A 24,057-nucleotide genomic window follows, 5' to 3' on the forward strand; every position below is an offset into this window, starting at 1 on the left:
ACTAAGCAGCTAATTTAGCAAGCATAATAGTAATCATATTAAAGGAGATATTAGTTTTTGAAGTAAGAGGAGAATGCTCATAATCCTTGCTCATACGTCTAAAATTGGAAAGCCAAGCAAAAGTTCTTTCAACAATCCACCGTTTAGGAATAACTTGAAATCCTACAGCATCAGCTGCTTTTTTAGTAATCGTCAATAAACATCCTGTTTTCAATAAACAGTAATTTTGCAATTTACCAATATATCCCTGATCAGCGAGAAACCTTTGTAGCGTTGGAGCTTTTCGTTTAGCTTGAGTAAAAAGATTTAGAGCACCATCACGATCTTGAATGCCTGCACTATGAACATCAGCTGTAATAATTAGGCCTATTGTATCCACAATGATGTGACGTTTTCTACCCTTTATTTTCTTGCCAGCATCATATCCTCTGGATCCCCTTTTTGAGTGGTTTTCACTGATTGACTATCAATTATTCCTACCGAAGGTATTTCATTTTTGCCAACCATTTTTCTTACCTTTTTTACTAACATATCGTGTATTTCTTCCAATTTGCCACTATTACGCCACCTGAGAAAATAATCATACACCGTTTTCCATGGCGGAAAATCTTTTGGCAGCATTCTCCACTGGCAACCACCTTTCATTATGTATCTTATTGCATTAATAATTGTTCTAATATTGTGCTTTCTTGGCCGTCCTATTGCACCTTGTGCAACACTTGGCTCCAAAATTTCCCATTCTTTGTCACTTATATCACTTGGATACATTTTTACCTACTATTTTTTACTTATCTCATCATATCCTCTTTCTCATTTCTTTTCAAGACAGGCTCTAAGAGTATGTTCAGATCAATACTTTTCCTCAACAAAAAGACCATGTATTGAATATCAAATTAAGCGCTGCTCAGCACCATGCATAAACAAAATCACAAAAGACGACTACTGCCAATCAGTAAAACAGGCACGAAATACATTGCTTGGAAGAAATAAGGAAGTGAAAGAACAGTTACTTTTCACAATGAGAAAGTGCAGCAGTGAAGAAAACTATGAGCTTGCTGCTATATATAGAGATCGGGTAAAGTTTCTTGAGCAAATTCAAATACAGCACACGGATTTTTCTTTTGAAAAAGATGCAGATTTCTTCAGTATTGTACGTGAAGAGGATCTAGCATGTATTAGTGTGTTATCGTTCAGAAATAAAGACAACTACGGCAGCACTCCTTACTTTGCCGAGAACTGTGGTGATCACTCAAATGATGAAATTTTATCCACCTTTTTGGTCAATTTTTATAATTCAGCTAACATACCTCCAATACAAATTTACGTTCCAGATTCTATTGTGGATAAGGAAATTATAGAACAAGCACTATATAAGGTTGCTCAAAAGCCAGTAAAAGTTCTGCATGCAAAGAATAAAAAAGAGCGTGATTTATTGAAATTTGTTTATGATAACTCTCAGCATAGCTTAGAGCAGAAGCTTATCGATTATAGAAATAACCTAGAAAAGCTTGAGGAGCTTAGCAAAATCTTCTTGTTACCAAATATTCCAAAGCGTATTGAGGTTTATGACAATAGCCATATATTTGGAAACCAACAAATTGGTGTAATGGTTGTTGCAGGGCAGGAGGGTTTTTTAAAAAGTGAGTACAGAAAATTTACTATAAAGGAAAAATTTTCAGGCGATGACTATAAAATGATGAGGGAAGTGCTAACCAGACGTTTCTCCGGCAATATAAAAGGCATAATACCTGATTTTTTACTGATTGATGGTGGACCAGGACATGTTTCCATAGTACAGAATGTACTGGAAGTATTGAATATAAACGTTCCTTTTGCTTGTATGGCAAAAGGTCCTGATCGTAACGCAGGAAATGAAAGATTTTATATGCTGGGCAGGGAAGAATTCAGTCTGGCAAATGACAGCAAAGTCATGCTTTACTTACAATCGCTGCGTAATGAAGCCCACCGTTTTGCGATAACTTCACATAGAAAAAAACGCGATAAACAGTTTATATAGTACTTCCCAAAGTAAATGATAAAGGTATAATAAGCTATTTGAGTTATAATGGCGTATAGTGTGGATTTAAGGGAAAGGGCAGTATCGATGATAGAAAAAGGGAAGTCAAAGGTTGAGGTGGCAGAGCTTTTGGAGATAGGAATAGCAACTCTGTACCGCTGGTTAAGAAAGAAAGCCGCTGGTGAAAGCCTAAGAACCTGTCTTGAAAGGAACTAAGCAGCTAATTTAGCAAGCATAATAGTAATCATATTAAAGGAGATATTAGTTTTTGAAGTAAGAGGAGAATGCTCATAATCCTTGCTCATACGTCTAAAATTGGAAAGCCAAGCAAAAGTTCTTTCAACAATCCACCGTTTAGGAATAACTTGAAATCCTACAGCATCAGCTGCTTTTTTAGTAATCGTCAATAAACATCCTGTTTTCAATAAACAGTAATTTTGCAATTTACCAATATATCCCTGATCAGCGAGAAACCTTTGTAGCGTTGGAGCTTTTCGTTTAGCTTGAGTAAAAAGATTTAGAGCACCATCACGATCTTGAATGCCTGCACTATGAACATCAGCTGTAATAATTAGGCCTATTGTATCCACAATGATGTGACGTTTTCTACCCTTTATTTTCTTGCCAGCATCATATCCTCTGGATCCCCTTTTTGAGTGGTTTTCACTGATTGACTATCAATTATTCCTACCGAAGGTATTTCATTTTTGCCAACCATTTTTCTTACCTTTTTTACTAACATATCGTGTATTTCTTCCAATTTGCCACTATTACGCCACCTGAGAAAATAATCATACACCGTTTTCCATGGCGGAAAATCTTTTGGCAGCATTCTCCACTGGCAACCACCTTTCATTATGTATCTTATTGCATTAATAATTGTTCTAATATTGTGCTTTCTTGGCCGTCCTATTGCACCTTGTGCAACACTTGGCTCCAAAATTTCCCATTCTTTGTCACTTATATCACTTGGATACATTTTTACCTACTATTTTTTACTTATCTCATCATATCCTCTTTCTCATTTCTTTTCAAGACAGGCTCTAAGGCCATCGAAAAACGGCAGCTTTATTCGAAAAATAGACCCAAAAATACTCGAAGAATATGTTAAAAAGAATCCAGATCATACGCTGGCAGAGATGAAACAAAATCTTGGATTTGGAATAAATTCAATTTGGTATAGGCTGAAACAGCTAAGAATTACTTTAAAAAAAAGTTACACTATATCAAGAGCGCAATCAAGAAGATAGGCAGCGATTTACCGATAAAATCTCAAAAATAGACCATTCCAGCATCTTATATATAGATGAAGCAGGAGTTGATAATAGGTTATACCGAGAGTATGGACGTGCTCCAATAGGAAAGAAAATTTATGCAGATATTCCAGGAAGAAAACGAGAGAGAATCAGTATAATAGGCGGGTGGATTGGAAAGAGATTTATTGCACCAATGACTTTCAAAGGTGGGTGTGACAAAGAGGTATTCAATACATGGTTAGAGAAGATGTTATTACCTAAATTGCCACATGGTACTACAATAGTTATGGACAATGCCACATTCCATAAAACTCCCAAAACAAAGGAGTTAATAGATAATAGACCTCTTTCGAAACTCATATAGACAGCTCAAAATTGTGAATTCCTGCTATTAAATTGAATCTCAAGCCAAAACGTTTTCTCCGATTGCGGTATCTGTCTGCAATAATTTTGAATCTTTTTAACAGACCAATTACATTCTCAACTACTACTCTTTTGCTTGCTAGCTCCCGATTTTCTACCTTTTTTTCCTTAATTAAGGGACTCTTTTTCATCCTTCTGTGTGGCAACTCGACATTTTTGTGAATTTTCTGAAAACCTCTATAGCCAGCATCGGCTAAAACTTTTATACCTTCTGATACATGCACTTTTGACTCCTTGAAAAGCCGAAAGTCATGCTTTCTCCCGTTTGAAAATGACGTACAAATAATTTTCTTGCTCTTCTTTTCTGCAATTATTTGTGTTTTTAGCGTATGTTTTTTCTTCTTTCCTGAATAAAATCTTTTCTGCTTTTTTTTGGTCTCTCTACAGGTGTTTCCGTTGCATCAATCACCAAAATCTCATATTTCACGTCGCTTTTTAGGAGTTCTTTTCGTCCTGGCAATGCGAAATCTTGGTGTTGTATTAGAGTATCCTCTACCCATTTTACAGTTTTATATGCCGTACTTTCACTTACTCCATAACTTTGACTTATGTGAAAATATGTACGGTATTCTCGTAAGTATTCTAATACCATGAGCAGCATATTCTCCTCGTTTAGCTTATTTTTCCTTCCTCCTTTGGCTTTCTTTTTTTTATTTTCTTCACATAAAATCCCTACCATTTTGTTAAATGTTGATCTCTTTACTCCTGTTAGTCGACGAAACTCCCCTTTATCGAGCTCTTTCACTATTTCATACTTCATTTCTCCTTACCTCAAAATTACTATTTTTACTGCTTTATCCTAGTTTCGAAAGAAGTCTAATGCTAGATGCCGTTTGCTCTATCTGCCAACATATTCACCAGATTTGAACCCTATAGAGCATTGTTGGAATACCATCAAAAGCCGCCTCAGACCTTTAATGCATAAATATACAGACTTACAACTTTTGGTTGGTAATACCATAATGGAAATTTATCATTCATTTTAGAAAATACTATAGTTTCACAATTAAGCAAAATACCCGGCATTGGCAACAAAAGAAAAAAAGCGTTGATGTCTTATTTTGGTTCAGTGAAAAATATAAGCAAAGCTTCTCTGGCTGAAATTCAAAACATACCTGGAATTAGTAAAGGTTTAGCAGAAGTTATTCTTAAACACGTAAATTATAAGAGAGGAGTACTGGAATGACACAAAACCCGTTTTATTATTAGGGAATTTATATCTTAAAACCGCAAAAAAAGGTGTGCGTATTTGTGAAAAAAAATCTCCATAAAATTTGTGAAGCAATGTGGTGGGACTAGTGCGATTCGAACGCACGACCTTCAGATTAGGAGTCCAACGCTCTATCCTGCTGAGCTATAGTCCCGTATTTCCTACCATTCATGTAAAGTTATAGCAAAAAATCCTTTCTTTTCTAGATTTCTTGCATAACCAATTTATGACGACAAAAAACATTTCTGTACTTCTTGAGTATAATGCTATTATATTTAATAACATGGTTTAAGTAAGATTAATGCTAGTTAACAATATTGGTTATTTCTATAACAATCAAAACGACTTTGCTTTAAGCAATATAAACATTAAAGTAAAGAAAGGAAATGTTGCATGTTTATTGGGGCATTCTGGCTGTGGCAAGTCAACAATTTTGAAATTAATTGCGGGGATAGAAAATCCAAAATCTGGAACTATTTTTATAAATGATAGGTTAGTTGCAAGTAATAAGGCATCAGTCGCTATAGAGCATAGAAATATCGGATTGATTTTTCAGCATTCTGCATTATTTCCTCATAAAACAGTAGTAGAAAATATAACCTTTGCTATCCGCAGCTCTTCCAAGAGAGAAAAGCACCTAATTGCATTGGAAATCTTGAAGTTACTCAATATAGAAAAATATGAAAATATGTACCCTAACGCCTTATCTGGAGGACAGCAACAATTAGTTGCAATAGCAAGAGTGATGGCACAAAACCCTGATGTTGTGTTGTTAGATGAACCATTTTCTAATTTAGATATACTGCTCAAGTGCCGAATAAGACAACATATATTGTCCCTTTTTAGAAGTAAAAATATCCCTGTGCTAATGGTAACTCATGACCCGCAAGAAGCATTGAAAGTTGCAGATTTTATCTACGTAATGAAAAATGGTAAAATTATTCAATCAGGAGTTTCTAGCGATATATACCATAAGCCTAAAGATGATACGCTAGCAAAGTTTTTTAGTGAGCTCTCTTCTACTCTACAGTTAAGCGAAAAGTTTCCACTTATTCGCTGCAAGAAAATAATCTAGTTTGGGATTGTTATAAAATAATTAAAAAACCTTGATTTATAATTAAATAAAGGTGATATAATCTATGTGTTACTTGACTTCAGTCAAGTTTTAATATTTAAAGGTCAATATTTTAAATGGAGGTGAAAATGAGTTTAGGACCATGGCAATTGTTTCTAGTCTTAATAATAATTTTAGTTCTGTTTGGTGCAGGCAGATTACCGCAAGTTATGGGTGATTTAGGAAAAGGCATCAAAAACCTTAAACAGGAGCTTAAGGACTCAGAAAAATTATCGTCTAATGAACCAGATCGTTAGCGTCCTCATACTTCGTGACATGCACCTTAGTGCATGTCATCTGTTTAAAAACTTAGTCAGGTTAAAGAATGAAAGAGATGAAGTGTTGGTATGAAATAAATAACAAATATTGAAATACAGCAACAACTATGTTAGCTTAAGAGGAATATTTTATTAAAGGATAATTGTGCAAAAAAGTGAGAAACTAACTAAAGATAAAAAACTAGCTTCTGATATTCTAAAAGAGGTTGCAGATACCAATAACAATGATAGCAATAAAGTAACTTTGTTTGACATTAAAACAGCTTTGCATGAGCGCGGTTTTGGTATTTTAATAATCATCTTCTCCTTGCCGCTATCGGTGCCTATACCGGTTCCACCTGGTTATACAACTATTCTTTCTATACCTTTAATCTTATTCTCACTGCAGCTTCTATTTGGATTTGATTCTCCTTGGATGCCCAGTTGGCTAGAAAGAAGATCTTTTCAGCGTTCAACACTAGCTCTTGTGGTAGAGAAAACTTCCCCTGTATTAGAAAAAATAGAAAAATTCATGAAGCCAAGACTGTCTTTCATTTTCTATGGGCCTGGTGAGAAGATTCTGGCTTTTATGATGTTGCTTTGTGCAATAATAATAGCTCTTCCATTACCTTTTACTCACTTCCTTCCTGCAATTGGCACAACTCTTATTTCACTTAGCATTATGAGTAAAGACGGGTTTCTATCCATATTGGGAGTTTTAGTATCATTGTGCGCGTTGTTGCTTACTCTTGTTGTAATAGTCAAAGGACCACAACTTATAACCGGAGCACTTTCTCTTCTTAAAAGCTTTACAACACTTTAACAAAAGAACGAATTACTAGCGCAAAATGAATAATGCATATTGAAATAAAACAATAATTGTGTTAAGAATTATTTTTATCAAAGGTTTTTCGTGTCAAAAAATGATAAGTTGACTAAAAGTGATAAATTAGCTTCTGATATTCTAAAAGAAGTTGCAGATACCAATAACAATGATAGCGATAAAGTAACTTTGTTTGACATTAAAACAGCTTTGCATGAGCGTGGTTTTGGTATTTTAATAATCATCTTCTCCTTGCCGCTATCGGTGCCTATACCGGTTCCACCTGGTTATACAACTATTCTTTCTATACCTTTAATCTTATTCTCACTGCAGCTTCTATTTGGATTTGATTCTCCTTGGATGCCGCATTGGTTGGAAAGAAGGTCTTTTCAGCGTTCAACACTAGCTTTTGTGGTAGAGAAAACTTCTCCAGCATTAAAAAAAATAGAAAAGTTCATGAAACCAAGAATGTCTTTTATTTTCTATGGGCCCGGTGAAAAGATTTTAGCTTTTGTAATGTTGCTTTCTGCATTATCGATAGCTCTTCCATTGCCTCTTACTAACTTCATTCCTGCAATTGGTACGACTCTTATTTCGCTTGGCATTATGAGTAAAGATGGGTTTCTATCCATATTGGGAGTTTTAATATCATTGTGTGGGCTATTGCTTACTCTTGTTGTAGTAGTCAAAGGGCCACAACTTATCATTGGGGCATTTTCTTTTCTCAAAAGCTTCGTATATGGTTAGGCTTTACAACACCTTAACAAAAAAAAAGGAGCTTTTTACACCTATCGATAAAGATCATGTGAAAATGTATGTTTGCGGACCAACAGTATATGACACAGCACATATAGGCAATGCACGGTCTGTTGTTGTGTATGATGTGTTATTTCAGCTACTTAAGTTTTGTTATGGCAAAGTTACCTATGTGCGTAACATAACCGACATTGATGATAAGATAATTAATGCAGCAAGTGAAAAAAATAGCAACATAGAAAGTATAACCACATATTACATTAAAGCTTTTCATGATGATATGGAAAGCATAAATTGTAAAAAACCAACATACGAACCAAAAGCAACGGAAAACGTAGATTATATTATAAAATTAATTGAACATTTGCTGCAATCAGGCCACGCTTATGAATCTGACAAACACGTGTATTTTAATATAGAATCTTACCATGAATATGGTGCTTTATCAGGAAAAAAAACTGATGAATTGGTTCCAGGTAGCAGAGTTGAAGTTAATGAAAATAAAAAGCACCCGGGAGATTTTGTGCTGTGGAAGCCTGCAAGTGATATTGACTACAAACTTTCAAGTTATTGGGATAGCCCATGGGGAGAGGGCAGGCCTGGATGGCATATAGAATGCTCAGCAATGTCATATGCTTACCTTGGCAAAGATTTTGATATTCATGGTGGCGGCATAGATTTACAATTTCCTCACCATGAAAATGAAATTGCACAGAGTAAGTCTGCATTTGCTGGATCAATGTTTGCAAAATACTGGATACATAACGGCTTTCTTACAGTAAATGAAGAAAAAATGAGCAAGTCCTTATTTAATATAGTCAAAGTAAGAGATTTGCTAGATAGTGGAATAAAGGGTGAAGTAATACGCTATGCACTGCTCAAAACTCACTACAGAAAACCACTTGATTGGACAGAAAACGTTATTTCTGATGCACAGGAAACCTTAAACAAATTTTATCGGTTATTACGTGGTTTAGATATAACGAATATTGATGAAAGTAACGCAGAGATTTCTAAAGATTTTATAGACGCTTTAAAAAACGACTTAAACATTCCTGAAGCTCTAGCTATATTACATGAAATGGCTACAAAAATTAATAAAACGAGTAATGAAAATGAGAAGCTTAAATTAACTGAGAGTTTTGTTAAAAGTGCCAGATTTATTGGTCTTCTTGAGTCAAGTTATGAAAAGTGGTTTGCTGTGGATGTAAATCATCAAGAAATAGAAAGGTTGATAGACTTAAGAAAAATTGCAAAAAAAAATAAAAATTACGATACTGCAGACAAAATAAGAAATCAGTTGAAACAAATGGGGATTACAATTTCTGACAATGAAGATGGTACAACAACCTGGTAAACTCATATGGAAAATTACTTTCTGTTATTCACAGATAGTCTAGTATCATCATTAGTCTTACCCATACATCAAGGTTTTGTGTTCAATACCATGCTTTATTTCAGGTCGTATCACACTCCACTACTTATGTTATTTTTTGGAGTACTAGGATCAAGCCTTGGTGGAATAGTTAACTGGTACTTAGGTAGAATAACAATCTCTATACGAAAATCATACCACAAACTAGAGAACGAGCATAAAACACCAAAAATCGTAAGAAATCTACTGATTTGTGCAGTTGCATTACTTTCATGGGTGCCAGCACTTGGAAGTGTGATTCAAATTTTATCAGGTTATTTTAAGTTAAACCTTTATATCCTTGCCCCTTTAATCATTCTATCTAATTTCTTCTATTTATTATATCTAATACTTACTTTTGGAGTATAACAGCTATAGTACTACAGCCATTAAAGCCCACTTCTGTCATCCTATGCCCTGATAGAAGCGGAGCTATAAATTAAATGCAAAATTTCAGTAGTCACAGGATGGATGCACCATGAGCTAAAAGCCATTCCACAAGATCCCTATGATCAAAATCAGTGGCATAATGTAATGCTGTCATTCCCCTATTATTCTTAGCATTAACATCTGCTTTGCGTTTTAGAGGTTGTCCGGAAACAAGTAAAAGGCTATAATATCTGAAATTTTAGTACGGGGTAAAGATGAGAAAAAAGTATCCAACAGATCTAAGCGAAAGGGAATGGGCAAGAATAGAAAAACACTTCAGAGTATCATACAAGAAAGGAGGAAGGCCGCCAAAGTATAGCAAAAAAGAAATATTAGAAGCAATTTTCTATGTATTGCGTACAGGGTGTCAATGGCGGTATTTACCAAATGATTTTCCGCTATGGAAGACTGTGTATGAGCAGTTCAGGCAATGGAAGAAGCAGGGAATTTTTGAGAAAATGAATTATGAAATTACAAAATATAGTAGAAGAAAAATAGGAAGGAATGAGCAGCCGAGTGCCTGTATAGTAGATAGTCAATCTGTAAAGACTACAGAAAAGGGGGGATCAAAGGCTATGATGGAAGTAAAAAAGTAAAGGGTAGAAAAAGGCATATAATTACAGACACTCAGGGTTTTATACTAGGTTGTTACGTAGGCGCTGCTAACGAAAATGATAGAGATGGTATTAAAATAGCATTAAACAATATGAGAACAAAATATACTAAAGTTAAAAAAATGTGGGCTGACATGGGATACCAAGGAAGAAATTTAAAGAATCACATAAAGGAAGAATATGACATAGATATTGAAATTGTTAAAAGGCCTCCATGTAGATTTTGGGTGCACAAAGATACGCCACCTGAGCTACTACCAACAAGAGAACAAGGGTTTAAAGTACAGCCAAGAAGATGGGTTGTAGAAAGGACTTTTGCTTGGGTTAATAGGAATAGAAGGCTATCGAAGGAGTATGATTTACTCACAACATCCACTGAGAATTTCATATACCTAGCTATGAGTAGGGTTATGTTAAAGAGGGAATATGCTTGAATTTACTAGTTTCCGGACAACCTCATATAGTACTTCCCAAAGTAAATGATAAAGGTATAATAAGCTATTTGAGTTATAATGGCGTATAGTGTGGATTTAAGGGAAAGGGCAGTATCGATGATAGAAAAAGGGAAGTCAAAGGTTGAGGTGGCAGAGCTTTTGGAGATAGGAATAGCAACTCTGTACCGCTGGTTAAGAAAGAAAGCCGCTGGTGAAAGCCTAAGGCCATCGAAAAACGGCAGCTTTATTCGAAAAATAGACCCAAAAATACTCGAAGAATATGTTAAAAAGAATCCAGATCATACGCTGGCAGAGATGAAACAAAATCTTGGATTTGGAATAAATTCAATTTGGTATAGGCTGAAACAGCTAAGAATTACTTTAAAAAAAAGTTACACTATATCAAGAGCGCAATCAAGAAGATAGGCAGCGATTTACCGATAAAATCTCAAAAATAGACCATTCCAGCATCTTATATATAGATGAAGCAGGAGTTGATAATAGGTTATACCGAGAGTATGGACGTGCTCCAATAGGAAAGAAAATTTATGCAGATATTCCAGGAAGAAAACGAGAGAGAATCAGTATAATAGGCGGGTGGATTGGAAAGAGATTTATTGCACCAATGACTTTCAAAGGTGGGTGTGACAAAGAGGTATTCAATACATGGTTAGAGAAGATGTTATTACCTAAATTGCCACATGGTACTACAATAGTTATGGACAATGCCACATTCCATAAAACTCCCAAAACAAAGGAGTTAATAGATAATGCTAGATGCCGTTTGCTCTATCTGCCAACATATTCACCAGATTTGAACCCTATAGAGCATTGTTGGAATACCATCAAAAGCCGCCTCAGACCTTTAATGCATAAATATACAGACTTACAACTTTTGGTTGGTAATACCATAATGGAAATTTATCATTCATTTTAGAAAATACTATAGTAGCACTCTAGCCGTGTCAAAATTTCCCATAATAGCAGCAAAGTGTAGCGGAGTGTTGCCATTTTCATCTTTAGCGTTAACATCATCCCCTTCTTTAATGAAGTATTTTGTTAATTTTTCACTTCCAATTTTAGCAGCATGGTGCAGTGGAGTTTTATTGCATTCGTTCTTAACACTAACATTTGTGGTGTGTTTCAATAGTGTCTTAGCTAAAGCAACCATACACATCCCATCGTCAATAGAATTTGTATCACGAGCTGAAAGTAACTCCACAAGTTCTTGGTGATCAAAATCAGTGGCATAATGCAATGCTGTCATTCCCCTATTATTCTTAGTATCAACATCTGCATTGTGTTTTAGTAGCACTCTAGCCGTGTCAAAATTTCCCATAATAGCAGCAAAGTGTAGCGGAGTGTTGCCATTTTCATCTTTAGCGTTAACATCGGCACCTTTTTCAATGAGGCATTCTATCGTTTCTATACTTCCACTTCTAGCAACATAGTGCAGCGAAATTCTATTTTGTTCGTTCTTAACATTAACATCTACATTATGTTCTAATAGTACCTTAGCTACGGCAACCCTACCCATCTTAGTAGCAAGATGTAGCGAAGTATCGCCATCTTTATCCTTAGCATTAACATCTGCATTATGTTTTAATAGTACCTTAGCCACGTCAACCCTATACATCATAGTAGCCCAGTGTAACGCAGTGAAGCCACTTTCATCTTTAGCATTAACGTCCGCCCCTTTGCCTATAAGGTATTCTACTATATCAACCCTTCCATCATAAACAGCCTGATGTAACGGAGTGATACCATATCTGCTCTTAGCATTGACATCTGCACCCTTATTGATAAAATATTGCACTATGTCCAATCCTCCACTCTCAACAGCTGAACACAATGGAGTGCTGTCAGATCCATCCCTAGCATTAACAACACAATTAAATTTATCTGGGTGTTTTTCTTCCATATGTGTTAATACGCACCTAACTGCCTCATAACTGCCACTTTCGGCAAGTGAATGCAACGGTGTATATTTCCATTTACCATAAATAGGATTAAAGTAAAATTCGTCAATTAACTCACCATACTTACTCACATATCCCCAAACAGATGCAACAATAGAATTATCTATTAATACATCATAACTGTTTATCAATTCTAGAGCTTTCCTTAAGACCTCTTCTTCTCGGCCTTTCTCTTGTAATTTTAATCTAGTCACCTTTCGCACTAGTCTGTAAATATTTACTACTCCTTCCCTTAATTTAATCATTGAATATCGATTAAGTAACTCAACAGCATTCCACAACGCTTCTTTATCATTAGCTACTTGCTGTGAAAAGATTTCTTCTATATAAATCTCATTAGGAGAAAAATAGGCAATTATCTCGAGAATGCTCAATGCTTCCGGCCCAAATTTTTTTTGCGCTATAGCATCAATTGTAATTTTCCAAGTTATGAAAGTTGCCTTAGCATAACGATCACTTTTATATTCGGACTTAAAGTCAAGTAGCTTCTCTGCTATCTTTTCACACTTTTTCAGATAGCCACCAACTCTAATCCTTTTTCTACCCCTATGACTAAATACAATATTTTCTTCACTAATATATGTAACCGCTAGTTTTAAAGCCAATTGGGAATATTGTAGTTCCTGTGCTAGCTTTTTTATTTCCTTATTCTGTAAATTGTTTTCTATATTCAAAGCCCTTTTAACAAATTCTAAAGCTTCTATTTCATCAAATTCATCTGATTCTTCTATATCTCCTTCTTCTCTTGCTTTCGATTTTTTGTCACGAGGACCATAAGGTTTCTTATGGGGTCTTTGCTTGTTATTTTGCGCTGTTACAGCTGCATGTATTTCATTCAGTGTTTTACTATCCTTATGCTGTTGTTTTGCTATTTTATCAATTCCTTTATTCCCTTTCTTTACCCCTCGTTCTATCCCACATAGAGTGCTGGCCCATAGCTCCACTTTTTGGAAAAATTCTTTTCCTTCTTCTGGCGAAAGAAAACGTCCTTTTATATCTTTCACCCAGTCTGATATTTTCTCCAGAAGGTCATTGCAAAAGATTTCATTGTCACCAACATAGCCAAACTTTTTGGCCAATCTACCACTCATCTCACCTTTAAACAATTCTTTTAGCTGACTTTCATTGGGCAAATTAACCGCAAACACTAGTTCATTTAAAAAGTCTTCGACTTCTTTATCACTGACTTCTCTACCTACCTTACCCTTTATAAAATCCTTATTTTCCTGCAAGTATGAGATAATACTATTATCAAATTTATATCTTACACCATCACCTACATCCAGAAACTCATCTTGTGTGTCTATTCTTATAACTGAAATTTCCTTTTCTTTATTCTTTCCACTCGACATCATTCTCAGCTTTCTCACTTCATGTTGTGCTGAATCTGTGAAATCAAAATCAATATTCGTAACAATAGCAAAATACTTCATCTCACCCTTAAACTTTCCATTACTTTTGATCTTTAAATAAGCAATAAAGTATTTCAACAAATTAAACTCACCACTCTTTGTTAATAAGCTACCTACACTGATTTTTTCAGTTCCATCTTGTTTGTGTTTGACTTGCACAAACCTATGTATTGTTGTTTTATTTTGCTTACATTGGAGAACAACATCATCAAAGCCTGCAGCTGACTTCAATTCTGTAGCTAAGCGGAAAGGACATTTTTTATCCATCACACGCATGAGAAATAATATGAGCCACAACTCTTGATAGTCAATACCATGGCGAGAACATTTTGCCCCCCAAACAGGATGATCTTCAAGCATCCTCAACCTCACATAATTTTAAAAATAGTACCAACAAATGGTAAAAAAGTTATATGTCATGATATACAGATATCGTAGCGTAAATCTGAGAATATCTACGAGATGTGCTGTTATGTAAATAAAAAAATGTGACTAATTACTTAATCTCTCACTCAAAATTGAATTCACCACATCAGGGCTGGCTTTTCCTTTGGTAAGTTTCATAACTTCGCCGACAAAGAATCCGTATAACTTTGTTTTACCGCTTTTGTATTCTTGAACTTTATCTTGGTTGTTATTGACGATTGTGTCGATAACTCCTGATATTTGACCTCTATCGGTTATTTGTTTTAGGTCTTGCTCTTCTATAATTAAAGATGCAGGTTTGCCAGTTTCAAACATACTATCGAATACCTGCTTGCCAAGTTTAGCAGAGATTGTTCCATCAACGATAAAATCTAAGAGTTCGGACAAAGCATTTGCTTTGATTGGGGAGCTCACAATATCAATACCTGCTTTATTCAAACGACCAAAAAGCTCTACGGTTAACCAGGTAACGGCGAGCTTTGAATCATGTTTTTTTATCAATTCCTCAAAATAATCAGCAATTGCTTTATCGGAGGTAATGACGTTTGCATCGTATTCGTTGATACCCAATTCCTCAATGTATCGCAGCTTTTTTTGATCTGGCAACTCGGGTAAAGATGATTTAATAGAATCGATTTTATCCTGGCTTACCTCAACAGGTAATAAATCAGGCTCAGGGAAGTATCTATAGTCGCTTGCATCCTCTTTGCTTCTCATCACTTTTGTTTTTCCCAAAGCAACATCAAATAATAAGGTATCTTGACTTATTTCTTCTCCACTTTCTAAAATTTCAATTTGTCTTTGTATTTCATAGTCTATAGCTTGCACAATATAACGTATCGAGTTCAGATTTTTTATCTCACAACGAGTGCCAAATGTACTACTGCCTTTTAGGCGGACAGAAACATTTGCATCACAACGAAGTGATCCCTTTTCCATATCACCATCACATGAACCAATGTAACGCAAAATCTGCCTCAATTTTTTCATGCATTCTGCAGCTTCCGCAGATGAACGGAGATCTGGCTCTGAAACAATTTCCATTAAAGCAACCCCTGCACGATTTAACTCTACATAAGTTCTGCTTTCCTCATGAACGCTCTTTCCTGCATCTTGCTCTAAATGAATTCTCGCGATTCTTATTTCTTTTTCATTATCGTTGATAAATACTCTACCATTTTTAACTATTGGCTCAAAAAACTGGGTTATCTGGTACCCTTGCGGTAAATCAGGATAAAAATAATTTTTCCGATCAAAGTAAGAATACTTATTAATTTCTGCAGAAAGTGCAAGACCGGTGCGTATTGCTTGCTCTATGCAGTAATAATTTAGTATTGGCAGCGTACCTGGCATTGCCGCATCAACTAGAGAAACTTGAGTGTTATGCTCAGCACCAAATTCCGTTGATGAGCTAGAAAATAGCTTCGTATTAGAAGAAACTTGAGCGTGCACCTCAAGCCCAATTACTGCTTCCCAATCCTCTTTCGTCATGTATTTTATTTAAATGATAATCTTAATATTCTGCAAAATTAGCACAAAAAGTCAAAACAAAACTCATGTTAGCTAAGTGGTATGCAGATTGTTTTACCCATAGAAACGGGTTAAATGCAAAAGATTACTTGACAAGCTTCGCCAGCCCTCTTATCATAAAATTGAAGCTATTTATTTATCTTCTCTGTACAGATTAAATGACAAAAAAACTCACGTATCTGGCGTCTCATGTTTAATTTTTTGCACTATGTGCACCTTATGTCTTTATAAAACTTCTACCTACATAAGCTGAAACGCGCTTATAAAGCGTTTAAAACATAAAAAAACGCCAACTTAAAAAATGGATAGTGAATAACTAGCTACCCTAGGGTTTCTTTTGCCTTTTTTTCTGTTTAGTAAATTTCTTAACGTTTATAATTTAGATTAGTTGCGGTTTAAAAGCAACTGAATCGCGGTTATTAAGTGTTTAGAATAAAAAAACGCCATACTTGAAAGTATAATGTAAGTAATTAGCCAACCACGGGGCTTCTTTTGCCTTTTTTTTCGTTTGGTAAATTTCTTAATGTCTGTAGCTAAACGATAACCGTCATCCCGCTACTTGTTAGCGGCCGAGATACCGCGAATGAATCGCGGTATGACGTAGGATTGCTGTCATTCCAGTGCCAAGCACTGGGATCCAGCCTTTATTATTTGGTTGAAATTAAGTCTTCTGGATCCCAGTGTCAGCTACTTGGATGACACCATTCTTTTTCCTGGATTCCAGTGTCTGGGCACTGGAATGACATCCTCCCTTGTGGAGATTGCTCTCAAATCACAATGTTCGTACAGCTATGCAAACACAAAGGTGTCATTCCAGCGCGTGACGCTGGAATCCAGTTGAGCTATTTCAACAAAAATACTGCATTTTGAGATGAACGTCTATTCTCACCAGACTTATTTACAAGTATAACAATTAAAGTCTGGATTCCAGTGTCAAGCACTGGAATGACATCATAGGGGCACTGCCCTTTTGGATGGAAACCAGTGTCAGCTACTTAGATGATACCTTTTTTCTACTTAGTTTGGGTTATGCAAGAAGTCTATTGCATTCCTGAGCAATTTGATTCATTATTCTTTTTGTAAAAAATTTTCTTAACTTTCTCTCCACTTTTTTGGTAAGGTCACTTTAAAGGAAGTCTAATAGATGCTACATAGAAATCCAGATGAGTTTCTAAAGTCTATTCCAAAAGATAAGCGCATAATGTGCCTTGACATGGGAGAAAAGCAAATAGGCATAGCATTTAGCGATAAAACACAGCTCATAGCCACAGCTCATAGCATATATCACAGAAAAAATATGAGCAAAGATTTAGGTTATCTGCATAGAATATTCAAAGAAAATGAATCTGGATCAATGGTAATAGGACTACCATTAAAAATGGACGAGCAAGAAACTAAATGGTGTAAAACTATAATCCAATTCGCAAATAAAATAATAAAAAAATATAAAGTAAATATATACTTACAAGACGAAAGCTTCTCAACATCTATCGCAACTCATACACTAAAAATTACTGGAGTATCAATCACAAAATCGAAAAAAATAGATGATAAAATCTCCGCATGTATTATTTTGCAACGAACGTTAGACAAGATAAATACAATCAAATAGTTTTTCCAGATCTGGAAATCTTCAAACTGAATCCCATATAAAAGTTACTCAACAAAACAAGAACCTTTCGTATAAGCATGACAAATTGCTACAGCAAGAGCGTCAGCAGCATGGTGGCATTTTATACTCAAATTTTTAACTATTTGCTTCACCATAAATATAATCTGATCCTTATCAGCATGGCCATTTCCGGTAATGCTTTTTTTTACATAGTTTGCATCATATTCATTCATAGTTAGCTTTGTTATTTTTAACGCTAAAATTACAACCCCTCTTGCATATCCCAAAGTTAGTGAAGATTTAGGATTTTTATTAACAAAAATTTTTTCTACCGCAGCTTCATTCGGAGAGTATAGGGAAATTACTTTCTTTAATTGTTCAAAAATTGTATGTAGGCGTTCACCTGTACCCAATTTACCATCAGTTGATATGGTACCGCCGCCCAAAAATTCAATATTATTTTTTTCGTTCAGGCTGATAATGGCCCACCCAGTCTTGCTTATTCCTGGATCTAGACCTATTATTTTAACCACTTAATAAACGCTTAACCAATAGACAAACAAAAATAAAAATATCCAGACTACATCTACAAAGTGCCAATACCAGGAGGCAAACTCAAAGCACAAATGGTCCTGAAGTGTAAATTGGCCTTTCCGTGCTCTAAATAAACACACTGATAAAAATATTATTCCTATTATAACGTGTGCGCAGTGAAAACCGGTAATCATATAAAAATTGGATGTATAAATAAGCTTTTCTCCTGTTTCTTGTAGAGAAAAACTCGCTTCATGATACTCTATTGCTTGCACTATTATAAAAAAAACTCCAAGCAATATAGTTATGGACAGCATTTTAATCATGCTCTTTTTATCATTTTTAAGTAAAGAGTGATTTGCCCAAGTAATTGTTGTACCAGAAAGCAATAATATTAATGTATTCATGAATGGTAGTGACCACGGATCAGGTGGCAAAATTCCCTCAGGGGGCCATTCAACTTTTTTTGCAGGAGAAAACGCCTCAAATAAAAAAACTGGATCAAGCCAGGCTTTAAAGAATGAACAAAAGAACACTATAAAAAATACGACCTCCGAGAGAATAAACAAGTACATTGCAAATTTGAGTCCATGTTTTACAATGGCAGTGTGACATTTGTCATAAATGGCCTCCCTTATTACATCTCTCCACCAATAAAACAGCACCCCTGATACTGCGGAGATTCCCAAAACTAAACAAAACATTCCGACAATTTGTTTATGAAGCGCGCCAACTAATCCAAGTGCAAGAATAAGAATTGCTGCTGATACAGCAATTGGCCAAGGGCTTGGATCCACTAAATGAAAATCATGTTCTTTACTTTTCATAGCATTTTAAAAAATACTTATTAAGGATACAAATTAGCTTAAAATTGTCAATGTTCCTTAGGAAATTGATTGAATCTTGAAAAATTATATGCACCGTTCAAAAAATCTAACACAAATTGTGCAGTTATTCTAAACAACTCAAGCATTCTGCTCTTTTCGTTTTCTCTTGCTCTGCTGCAATATCCATCAACAATATTTTCCAAAATAATGCATCCAGACTTTACTGAATCACTGTAACAAAAATTAAACCAATCCCTATATCTATTATTTTTCTTGAATCTATTTTTCATGCTATCAACGACAGTCTCGTATATAAACATGCAAGAATACAAAACCGTCATAGCCTCATAGGTATTACTATGCGAGATGGATAAAAGAAAATTAGTGAAATTAAAACACTCAAGAGATTTCTTTTCGCGACTTATACCGTACATAGTAAAGTAGTAGTCATATAGCATTCTATTAACAGTCACTACTCTTTGGGCTACTTCAGCAAGCGAGATAATACTACTATAATCTTCCATTTTGGATGCAGTAATTAAGGTGGTACGAATATAATCACCTAAGAGCCTGTCTTGAAAAGAAATGAGAAAGAGAATATGATGAGATAAGTAAAAAATAGTAGGTAAAAATGTATCCAAGTGATATAAGTGACAAAGAATGGGAAATTTTGGAGCCAAGTGTTGCACAAGGTGCAGTAGGACGGCCAAGAAAGCACAATATTAGAACAATTATTAATGCAATAAGATATATAATGAAAGGTGGTTGCCAGTGGAGAATGCTGCCAAAAGATTTTCCGCCATGGAAAACGGTGTATGATTATTTTCTCAGGTGGCGTAATAGTGGCAAATTGGAAGAAATACACGATATGTTAGTAAAAAAGGTAAGAAAAATGGTTGGCAAAAATGAAATACCTTCGGTAGGAATAATTGATAGTCAATCAGTGAAAACCACTCAAAAAGGGGATCCAGAGGATATGATGCTGGCAAGAAAATAAAGGGTAGAAAACGTCACATCATTGTGGATACAATAGGCCTAATTATTACAGCTGATGTTCATAGTGCAGGCATTCAAGATCGTGATGGTGCTCTAAATCTTTTTACTCAAGCTAAACGAAAAGCTCCAACGCTACAAAGGTTTCTCGCTGATCAGGGATATATTGGTAAATTGCAAAATTACTGTTTATTGAAAACAGGATGTTTATTGACGATTACTAAAAAAGCAGCTGATGCTGTAGGATTTCAAGTTATTCCTAAACGGTGGATTGTTGAAAGAACTTTTGCTTGGCTTTCCAATTTTAGACGTATGAGCAAGGATTATGAGCATTCTCCTCTTACTTCAAAAACTAATATCTCCTTTAATATGATTACTATTATGCTTGCTAAATTAGCTGCTTAGTTCCTTTCAAGACAGGTTCTAAAGACTACAGAAAAGGGGGGATCAAAGGCTATGATGGAAGTAAAAAAGTAAAGGGTAGAAAAAGGCATATAATTACAGACACTCAGGGTTTTATACTAGGTTGTTACGTAGGCGCTGCTAACGAAAATGATAGAGATGGTATTAAAATAGCATTAAACAATATGAGAACAAAATATACTAAAGTTAAAAAAATGTGGGCTGACATGGGATACCAAGGAAGAAATTTAAAGAATCACATAAAGGAAGAATATGACATAGATATTGAAATTGTTAAAAGGCCTCCATGTAGATTTTGGGTGCACAAAGATACGCCACCTGAGCTACTACCAACAAGAGAACAAGGGTTTAAAGTACAGCCAAGAAGATGGGTTGTAGAAAGGACTTTTGCTTGGGTTAATAGGAATAGAAGGCTATCGAAGGAGTATGATTTACTCACAACATCCACTGAGAATTTCATATACCTAGCTATGAGTAGGGTTATGTTAAAGAGGGAATATGCTTGAATTTACTAGTTTCCGGACAACCTCTTACAATTACGTTGTACAGTTCTCCTTCTATTTCGTTATACACTTTATAAGCCTCACAATAAAAATTGAATATAAAAATTATTACTAATGTGGTATAATTATTATGAAAAAGCGTGCTATGCTTTAACAATAAGCTAGTATATAAATATGGGGCTGTAAATCAAAAATTTTAGCAATCTAAAGAAATTTTACTATTACCTTCTATATTGAATTCTCTACAAAGATCAGCAGACAAGTTCATGCTTTCCCAAGAAAATCCACCGTCCCTTTCCGACTGTTTACCAAAATGTCCATAACAGGCTGTACGTTTATATATAGGATGATTAAGCGATAAATGCTTGATTATGCCTTTTGTTGATAAATCTATATTATTCTCGATAAACTTTTTAATTACTCTTTCCTCTACCTTATTCGCACCAAATGTATCAATATAGAATGAAGTAGGTTTTGATACACCAATTGCATAAGAAAGCTGCACAAGACAACGTTCAGCCAAACCTGCAAAGACAATATTTTTAGCAAGATATCTTGCCATATAAGCCGCAGATCTATCAACTTTGGTTGCATCTTTTCCGGAAAACGCTCCTCCACCGTGTGGAATATAACCTCCATAAGTATCAACCATAATTTTTCGTCCGGTTAATCCACAATCACTAACCGGTCCACCAATAACAAATCTACCAGTTGGATTGACTAAGAGATTTTCCTCAGGACACATCCATCCTTCAGGTAAAGATGAAACTATGTAAGGGTAAATTATTTCTTTTACTTTTGATTGATCCAAATCCTCAGGGTGCTGTATTGAGACAATAATACTTTCAGCACGTACCGGGAGGTTATTCTCATATGCCAAAGTGATTTGTGACTTTGCATCTGGACCAAGTTTTGCTTCTTTAACTGCGCTCATGATATTTTTCAGAATCGAGTGTGCATAAAAAATGGGTGCCGGCATAAGGTTTTCTGTCTCTGTTGTTGCATAGCCATACATTATGCCCTGATCTCCAGCACCTTGATCCAACCCTATTGCAATGTCATTTGATTGCTCATGCAGCAATATATTTACTTTCACTTTTCTCCAGTGGAACCCATCGTGCTTGTAACCAATATCTTTTATTGTATTCCGTACAATACTTTCAATCCTGCTATTTTTGATGTTAGGCCCAAACACTTCCCCAGCTATAATAACGTTATCTTTGGTGACTAAAGTCTCTATTGCAGCTCGCGCAAAAGGATCAGTAAAAAGGTACTCATCAAGTATTGCATCTGAAATTTGATCTGCTACTTTATCTGGATGACCAGCCGCCACTGATTCACTGGTTACTAAATTTTTATATAAACTCATGTTTTTGCTTATACAATATCAAAACCGCTATAGAAAACACAGTTAGTAACTACTAAATGGTGGGTCTGGGAAGAGTTGAACCTCCGACCTCACGCTTATCAGGCGTGCGCTCTAACCACCTGAGCTACAGACCCATGATTTATTCAAGCTGAAGCTTTCATATTATCTGTAGGCACGATATCAATAAAAGTCTTTTTATTTGCTGACCTTCTAAAGCTGACCCAGCCTTCTATTTTAGCAAAAATCGTATGATCTTTACCTATACCAACATTCTTCCCAGGATGGAATTTTGTGCCTCTTTGGCGCACAATTATGTTACCAGGAATAACCTTCCCATTCTTCTTTATTCCTAACCTACGACCCGCTGAATCTCTACCATTACAGGAACTACCACCTGATTTTTTAGTTGCCATATCTTACCTCTTACTTTTGAAGACTAATTTCATTTATACGAAGAACAGTTATATACTGCCTATGACCAGTTTTCCTACGGTAATTTTTTCTTCTTTTCTTCTTAAAGATTATAATTTTTTCCCCCCTGCACTGCTCCAACACTTCAGCTTTAACAGTAGCATTAGATGAATAAGATAAGCCATTATTTGAAATACAAATCACCTTATTGATTTCCACCTCTTTTTTTTCTTCAGCTTCTAACTTCTCTACCTTTATTATACTACCTTCTTTTACTAAATATTGCTTTCCACCAGTCTCAATTACTGCAAACATGATAAATATAAATTATTGTTATTAACTTTAATCGTAAACGATGTCATATACGCTGTCAATATAAATAAAAAGCATGACTTAACGTTCCTTTTGAGCTACTAAAATACTTCTATCTGTTTTCATCTTTTATCTACCTTTTCTCAGACAGTAGACTTCTTGCATAACCTAAGCAGAAAAAAGGCAAATAGTTATTATAGCTCTAAGTTTACCGACACCGTCATGCAAGTAGCCCCTTCTCCTGTCATCCGAGTAGCTTGACACTGGTTCCTTTATGACGATGTCATCCAAGTGTCAGCTACTCGGATGACAAAAAAAGGAGCACTAGGATGACATCATCCTTTTTTGGGATTCCAGTGTCACGCACTGGGATGACAGCAGTCCTACGTCATACCGCCGCGAACCGTCATACCGCGATTCATTCGCGGTATCTCAGCAATAGATCCCGCTAACAAGCAGCGGGATGACGATTGTCGTTTAGCCATAAACATTAAGGAATTTACCAAATGAAAAAAAAGGCACACGAAGCCCTAGGGTTATTATCTGCTTTAAAATATTGGCGTTTTTTATGTTTTAAACGCTTGACAAGCAAGATTTAGCTGCTTTTAATTGCAACTAACCTATGCTGCAAATGTTTAAGAAATTTACCAAGCAGAAAAAAAGACAAAGAATCCCCGAGTTAGCTAGTCTTTTACTATCTCTGTCGAGTATTGGCATTTTTTGATGTCTTGTAACGCTTTATAAGCGCGTTCAGCTTATTTAGATAAAAATCTAGATGTAGATGAAGTTTTGTAAAGACATACAGTATCTATATACTGCAAAAAATTAAACATAAGACGCCGATACATTAAGTAATCCTTACCTTTTAATCTGCAGATTGGCGAAAGCAAATACAATAGCTTCACTGTTATGATAAGGGGGCTGGCGGAGTTTGTCAAGGAAGTTTTTTTGTTTCTATTCCCAATAAAAGTTTGTTATA

Annotated in this window: 24 protein-coding genes, 2 tRNA genes and 6 pseudogenes; 18 read left to right on the forward strand and 14 right to left on the reverse strand. The window is 35.3% G+C overall.

Annotation, left to right across the window (positions count from 1 at the left end; all coding sequences use genetic code 11):
* Window position 1: 1 nt before the first annotated feature.
* Window positions 2–768, reverse strand: a protein-coding gene (locus ACICQD_RS01775; RefSeq protein ID WP_395461506.1) for an IS5 family transposase whose coding sequence is annotated in 2 segments (ribosomal slippage) — window positions 2–441 and window positions 441–768 — 768 coding nt in all. Because the reading frame shifts where the segments join, the coding sequence is not laid out codon by codon here.
* 64 nt (window positions 769–832) lie between these two features.
* Between ACICQD_RS01775 and uvrC the strand changes: the two are divergent.
* Window positions 833–2,017 (forward strand): annotated as a pseudogene (gene uvrC / locus ACICQD_RS01780) (excinuclease ABC subunit UvrC); the annotation flags it as partial.
* A 48-nt stretch (window positions 2,018–2,065) separates the two neighbouring features.
* Window positions 2,066–2,233, forward strand: a complete 168-nt coding sequence (locus ACICQD_RS01785) for an IS630 transposase-related protein (protein WP_395461507.1) — start codon at window positions 2,066–2,068, stop codon at window positions 2,231–2,233.
* Here the strand turns inward: ACICQD_RS01785 and ACICQD_RS01790 are convergent.
* Window positions 2,230–2,996, reverse strand: a protein-coding gene (locus ACICQD_RS01790; RefSeq protein ID WP_395461506.1) for an IS5 family transposase whose coding sequence is annotated in 2 segments (ribosomal slippage) — window positions 2,230–2,669 and window positions 2,669–2,996 — 768 coding nt in all. Because the reading frame shifts where the segments join, the coding sequence is not laid out codon by codon here. The genes ACICQD_RS01785 and ACICQD_RS01790 overlap by 4 nt on opposite strands.
* Between ACICQD_RS01790 and ACICQD_RS01795 the strand changes: the two genes are divergently transcribed.
* Together ACICQD_RS01795 and ACICQD_RS01800 are read left to right on the forward strand one after the other, a co-directional pair.
* Complete coding sequence (locus tag ACICQD_RS01795; protein WP_395461508.1) at window positions 2,971–3,267, forward strand: IS630 transposase-related protein; 297 nt, start codon at window positions 2,971–2,973, stop codon at window positions 3,265–3,267. The two genes, ACICQD_RS01790 and ACICQD_RS01795, sit on opposite strands and share 26 nt — an antisense overlap.
* Before the next feature lie 52 nt (window positions 3,268–3,319).
* Window positions 3,320–3,637 carry a transposase gene (locus ACICQD_RS01800; protein ID WP_395461812.1) on the forward strand — a complete coding sequence of 106 codons (318 nt, stop codon included), beginning with the start codon at window positions 3,320–3,322 and terminating at the stop codon, window positions 3,635–3,637.
* On the opposite strand, the gene ACICQD_RS01805 is transcribed toward ACICQD_RS01800, so the two are convergent.
* Window positions 3,630–4,456 (reverse strand): IS5 family transposase gene (locus ACICQD_RS01805; protein ID WP_395461446.1). Its coding sequence is split into 2 segments (ribosomal slippage): window positions 3,630–4,069 and window positions 4,069–4,456, totalling 828 coding nucleotides; the frame shifts between segments, so codons are not numbered across the junction. The two genes, ACICQD_RS01800 and ACICQD_RS01805, sit on opposite strands and share 8 nt — an antisense overlap.
* 64 nt (window positions 4,457–4,520) lie before the next feature.
* Here ACICQD_RS01805 and ACICQD_RS01810 point away from each other — a divergent pair.
* Window positions 4,521–4,682 (forward strand): annotated as a pseudogene (locus tag ACICQD_RS01810) (transposase); the annotation flags it as partial.
* A gap of 11 nt (window positions 4,683–4,693) precedes the next feature.
* Window positions 4,694–4,882 (forward strand): annotated as a pseudogene (locus ACICQD_RS01815) (helix-hairpin-helix domain-containing protein); the annotation flags it as partial.
* 101 nt (window positions 4,883–4,983) lie between these two features.
* Here ACICQD_RS01815 and ACICQD_RS01820 read toward each other — a convergent pair.
* Window positions 4,984–5,060: transfer RNA gene (locus ACICQD_RS01820), tRNA-Arg, on the reverse strand.
* Between the two features lie 147 nt (window positions 5,061–5,207).
* On the opposite strand from ACICQD_RS01820, the gene ACICQD_RS01825 reads away from it, so the two are divergent.
* The 6 genes from ACICQD_RS01825 (at window position 5,208) to ACICQD_RS01850 (ending at window position 9,639) form a co-directional block, all read left to right on the forward strand.
* Window positions 5,208–5,981, forward strand: a complete 774-nt coding sequence (locus ACICQD_RS01825) for an ABC transporter ATP-binding protein (RefSeq protein WP_006280146.1) — start codon at window positions 5,208–5,210, stop codon at window positions 5,979–5,981.
* A gap of 128 nt (window positions 5,982–6,109) precedes the next feature.
* Window positions 6,110–6,277: a twin-arginine translocase TatA/TatE family subunit gene (locus ACICQD_RS01830; RefSeq protein WP_006013840.1), complete on the forward strand. Its 168-nt coding sequence runs from the start codon at window positions 6,110–6,112 to the stop codon at window positions 6,275–6,277.
* Window positions 6,278–6,443: 166 nt separating this feature from the next.
* Window positions 6,444–7,100, forward strand: a complete 657-nt coding sequence (locus ACICQD_RS01835; protein WP_010962397.1) for an exopolysaccharide biosynthesis protein — start codon at window positions 6,444–6,446, stop codon at window positions 7,098–7,100.
* A 90-nt stretch (window positions 7,101–7,190) separates the two neighbouring features.
* Complete coding sequence (locus ACICQD_RS01840; RefSeq protein ID WP_010962396.1) at window positions 7,191–7,847, forward strand: exopolysaccharide biosynthesis protein; 657 nt, start codon at window positions 7,191–7,193, stop codon at window positions 7,845–7,847.
* Window positions 7,840–9,213, forward strand: a complete 1,374-nt coding sequence (gene cysS, locus ACICQD_RS01845) for a cysteine--tRNA ligase (protein WP_264373889.1) — start codon at window positions 7,840–7,842, stop codon at window positions 9,211–9,213. The genes ACICQD_RS01840 and cysS overlap by 8 nt, the downstream gene beginning before the upstream one ends.
* Window positions 9,214–9,219: 6 nt before the next feature.
* Window positions 9,220–9,639, forward strand: coding sequence for a YqaA family protein (locus ACICQD_RS01850; RefSeq protein WP_077188498.1), 420 nt, complete (start codon window positions 9,220–9,222; stop codon window positions 9,637–9,639).
* Between the two features lie 91 nt (window positions 9,640–9,730).
* Here the strand turns inward: ACICQD_RS01850 and ACICQD_RS01855 are convergent.
* Window positions 9,731–9,841: pseudogene (locus ACICQD_RS01855) on the reverse strand (ankyrin repeat domain-containing protein); the annotation flags it as partial.
* A gap of 73 nt (window positions 9,842–9,914) precedes the next feature.
* Here ACICQD_RS01855 and ACICQD_RS01860 point away from each other — a divergent pair.
* The 3 genes and pseudogenes from ACICQD_RS01860 (at window position 9,915) to ACICQD_RS01870 (ending at window position 11,684) form a co-directional block, all read left to right on the forward strand.
* Window positions 9,915–10,747 (forward strand): annotated as a pseudogene (locus ACICQD_RS01860) (IS5 family transposase).
* A gap of 78 nt (window positions 10,748–10,825) precedes the next feature.
* A complete protein-coding gene (locus ACICQD_RS01865; RefSeq protein ID WP_155968342.1) occupies window positions 10,826–11,173 on the forward strand; it encodes an IS630 transposase-related protein in 348 nt (115 codons plus the stop codon).
* A 28-nt stretch (window positions 11,174–11,201) separates the two neighbouring features.
* Window positions 11,202–11,684 (forward strand): IS630 family transposase, encoded by a 483-nt coding sequence (locus ACICQD_RS01870; protein ID WP_231115908.1) that lies wholly within the window; start codon window positions 11,202–11,204, stop codon window positions 11,682–11,684.
* Between the two features lie 6 nt (window positions 11,685–11,690).
* Here ACICQD_RS01870 and ACICQD_RS01875 read toward each other — a convergent pair whose 3' ends face one another.
* Together ACICQD_RS01875 and gatB are read right to left on the reverse strand one after the other, a co-directional pair.
* Entirely contained in the window at window positions 11,691–14,498 is a 2,808-nt protein-coding gene (locus ACICQD_RS01875; protein WP_395461509.1) for an ankyrin repeat domain-containing protein, read from the reverse strand.
* Window positions 14,499–14,630: 132 nt separating this feature from the next.
* Complete coding sequence (gene gatB / locus ACICQD_RS01880) at window positions 14,631–16,055, reverse strand: Asp-tRNA(Asn)/Glu-tRNA(Gln) amidotransferase subunit GatB (RefSeq protein ID WP_395461510.1); 1,425 nt, start codon at window positions 16,053–16,055, stop codon at window positions 14,631–14,633.
* A gap of 1,183 nt (window positions 16,056–17,238) precedes the next feature.
* On the opposite strand from gatB, the gene ruvX reads away from it, so the two are divergent.
* On the forward strand, window positions 17,239–17,706 hold the full coding sequence (gene ruvX / locus ACICQD_RS01885; protein WP_209473142.1) for a Holliday junction resolvase RuvX: 468 nt from the start codon (window positions 17,239–17,241) through the stop codon (window positions 17,704–17,706).
* 44 nt (window positions 17,707–17,750) lie between these two features.
* On the opposite strand, the gene ruvC is transcribed toward ruvX, so the two are convergent.
* The 3 genes from ruvC to ACICQD_RS01900 are packed head-to-tail and all read right to left on the reverse strand — an operon-like array spanning window position 17,751 to window position 19,756.
* Window positions 17,751–18,239 (reverse strand): crossover junction endodeoxyribonuclease RuvC, encoded by a 489-nt coding sequence (gene ruvC / locus ACICQD_RS01890; protein WP_209473140.1) that lies wholly within the window; start codon window positions 18,237–18,239, stop codon window positions 17,751–17,753.
* The gene (locus ACICQD_RS01895) at window positions 18,240–19,067 is read right to left on the reverse strand and encodes a cytochrome c oxidase subunit 3 (RefSeq protein ID WP_006279354.1); all 828 of its coding nucleotides are present in this window, start codon (window positions 19,065–19,067) and stop codon (window positions 18,240–18,242) included.
* A gap of 47 nt (window positions 19,068–19,114) precedes the next feature.
* Window positions 19,115–19,756 (reverse strand): TenA family protein, encoded by a 642-nt coding sequence (locus ACICQD_RS01900; RefSeq protein WP_395461511.1) that lies wholly within the window; start codon window positions 19,754–19,756, stop codon window positions 19,115–19,117.
* Here ACICQD_RS01900 and ACICQD_RS01905 point away from each other — a divergent pair.
* Window positions 19,699–20,465, forward strand: a protein-coding gene (locus ACICQD_RS01905; protein WP_395461441.1) for an IS5 family transposase whose coding sequence is annotated in 2 segments (ribosomal slippage) — window positions 19,699–20,026 and window positions 20,026–20,465 — 768 coding nt in all. Because the reading frame shifts where the segments join, the coding sequence is not laid out codon by codon here. The two genes, ACICQD_RS01900 and ACICQD_RS01905, sit on opposite strands and share 58 nt — an antisense overlap.
* 12 nt (window positions 20,466–20,477) lie before the next feature.
* Window positions 20,478–20,989: pseudogene (locus tag ACICQD_RS01910) on the forward strand (IS5-like element ISWpi1 family transposase); the annotation flags it as partial.
* Between the two features lie 193 nt (window positions 20,990–21,182).
* Here the strand turns inward: ACICQD_RS01910 and metK are convergent.
* The 4 genes from metK to rplU all read right to left on the reverse strand — a co-directional run bounded on the left by metK (window position 21,183) and on the right by rplU (window position 23,081).
* Window positions 21,183–22,355 (reverse strand): methionine adenosyltransferase, encoded by a 1,173-nt coding sequence (gene metK, locus ACICQD_RS01915; protein WP_265038243.1) that lies wholly within the window; start codon window positions 22,353–22,355, stop codon window positions 21,183–21,185.
* Window positions 22,356–22,412: 57 nt separating this feature from the next.
* A tRNA-Ile gene (locus ACICQD_RS01920) sits at window positions 22,413–22,489 on the reverse strand.
* A gap of 9 nt (window positions 22,490–22,498) precedes the next feature.
* Entirely contained in the window at window positions 22,499–22,768 is a 270-nt protein-coding gene (gene rpmA, locus ACICQD_RS01925; RefSeq protein WP_006279564.1) for a 50S ribosomal protein L27, read from the reverse strand.
* A gap of 10 nt (window positions 22,769–22,778) precedes the next feature.
* Entirely contained in the window at window positions 22,779–23,081 is a 303-nt protein-coding gene (gene rplU / locus ACICQD_RS01930; protein WP_006279565.1) for a 50S ribosomal protein L21, read from the reverse strand.
* Window positions 23,082–24,057 lie beyond the last annotated feature (976 nt).

Source organism: Wolbachia endosymbiont (group A) of Therophilus tumidulus (genome assembly GCF_964277345.1).
In the GTDB taxonomy this organism is placed as follows: domain Bacteria; phylum Pseudomonadota; class Alphaproteobacteria; order Rickettsiales; family Anaplasmataceae; genus Wolbachia; species Wolbachia pipientis.

Excerpts from the sequence above, each read along its gene's own strand:
- ACICQD_RS01785 (WP_395461507.1), top strand. The coding sequence starts at position 2,066 with ATGGCGTATAGTGTGGATTTAAGGGAAAGGGCAGTATCGATGATAGAA.
- ACICQD_RS01825 (WP_006280146.1), top strand. The coding sequence starts at position 5,208 with ATGCTAGTTAACAATATTGGTTATTTCTATAACAATCAAAACGACTTT.
- ACICQD_RS01830 (WP_006013840.1), top strand. The coding sequence starts at position 6,110 with ATGAGTTTAGGACCATGGCAATTGTTTCTAGTCTTAATAATAATTTTA.
- cysS (WP_264373889.1), top strand. The coding sequence starts at position 7,840 with ATGGTTAGGCTTTACAACACCTTAACAAAAAAAAAGGAGCTTTTTACA.
- ACICQD_RS01850 (WP_077188498.1), top strand. The coding sequence starts at position 9,220 with ATGGAAAATTACTTTCTGTTATTCACAGATAGTCTAGTATCATCATTA.
- ACICQD_RS01865 (WP_155968342.1), top strand. The coding sequence starts at position 10,826 with ATGGCGTATAGTGTGGATTTAAGGGAAAGGGCAGTATCGATGATAGAA.
- ACICQD_RS01875 (WP_395461509.1), bottom strand. The coding sequence starts at position 14,498 with ATGCTTGAAGATCATCCTGTTTGGGGGGCAAAATGTTCTCGCCATGGT.
- gatB (WP_395461510.1), bottom strand. The coding sequence starts at position 16,055 with ATGACGAAAGAGGATTGGGAAGCAGTAATTGGGCTTGAGGTGCACGCT.
- ruvX (WP_209473142.1), top strand. The coding sequence starts at position 17,239 with ATGCTACATAGAAATCCAGATGAGTTTCTAAAGTCTATTCCAAAAGAT.
- ACICQD_RS01895 (WP_006279354.1), bottom strand. The coding sequence starts at position 19,067 with ATGAAAAGTAAAGAACATGATTTTCATTTAGTGGATCCAAGCCCTTGG.
- metK (WP_265038243.1), bottom strand. The coding sequence starts at position 22,355 with ATGAGTTTATATAAAAATTTAGTAACCAGTGAATCAGTGGCGGCTGGT.
- rpmA (WP_006279564.1), bottom strand. The coding sequence starts at position 22,768 with ATGGCAACTAAAAAATCAGGTGGTAGTTCCTGTAATGGTAGAGATTCA.
- rplU (WP_006279565.1), bottom strand. The coding sequence starts at position 23,081 with ATGTTTGCAGTAATTGAGACTGGTGGAAAGCAATATTTAGTAAAAGAA.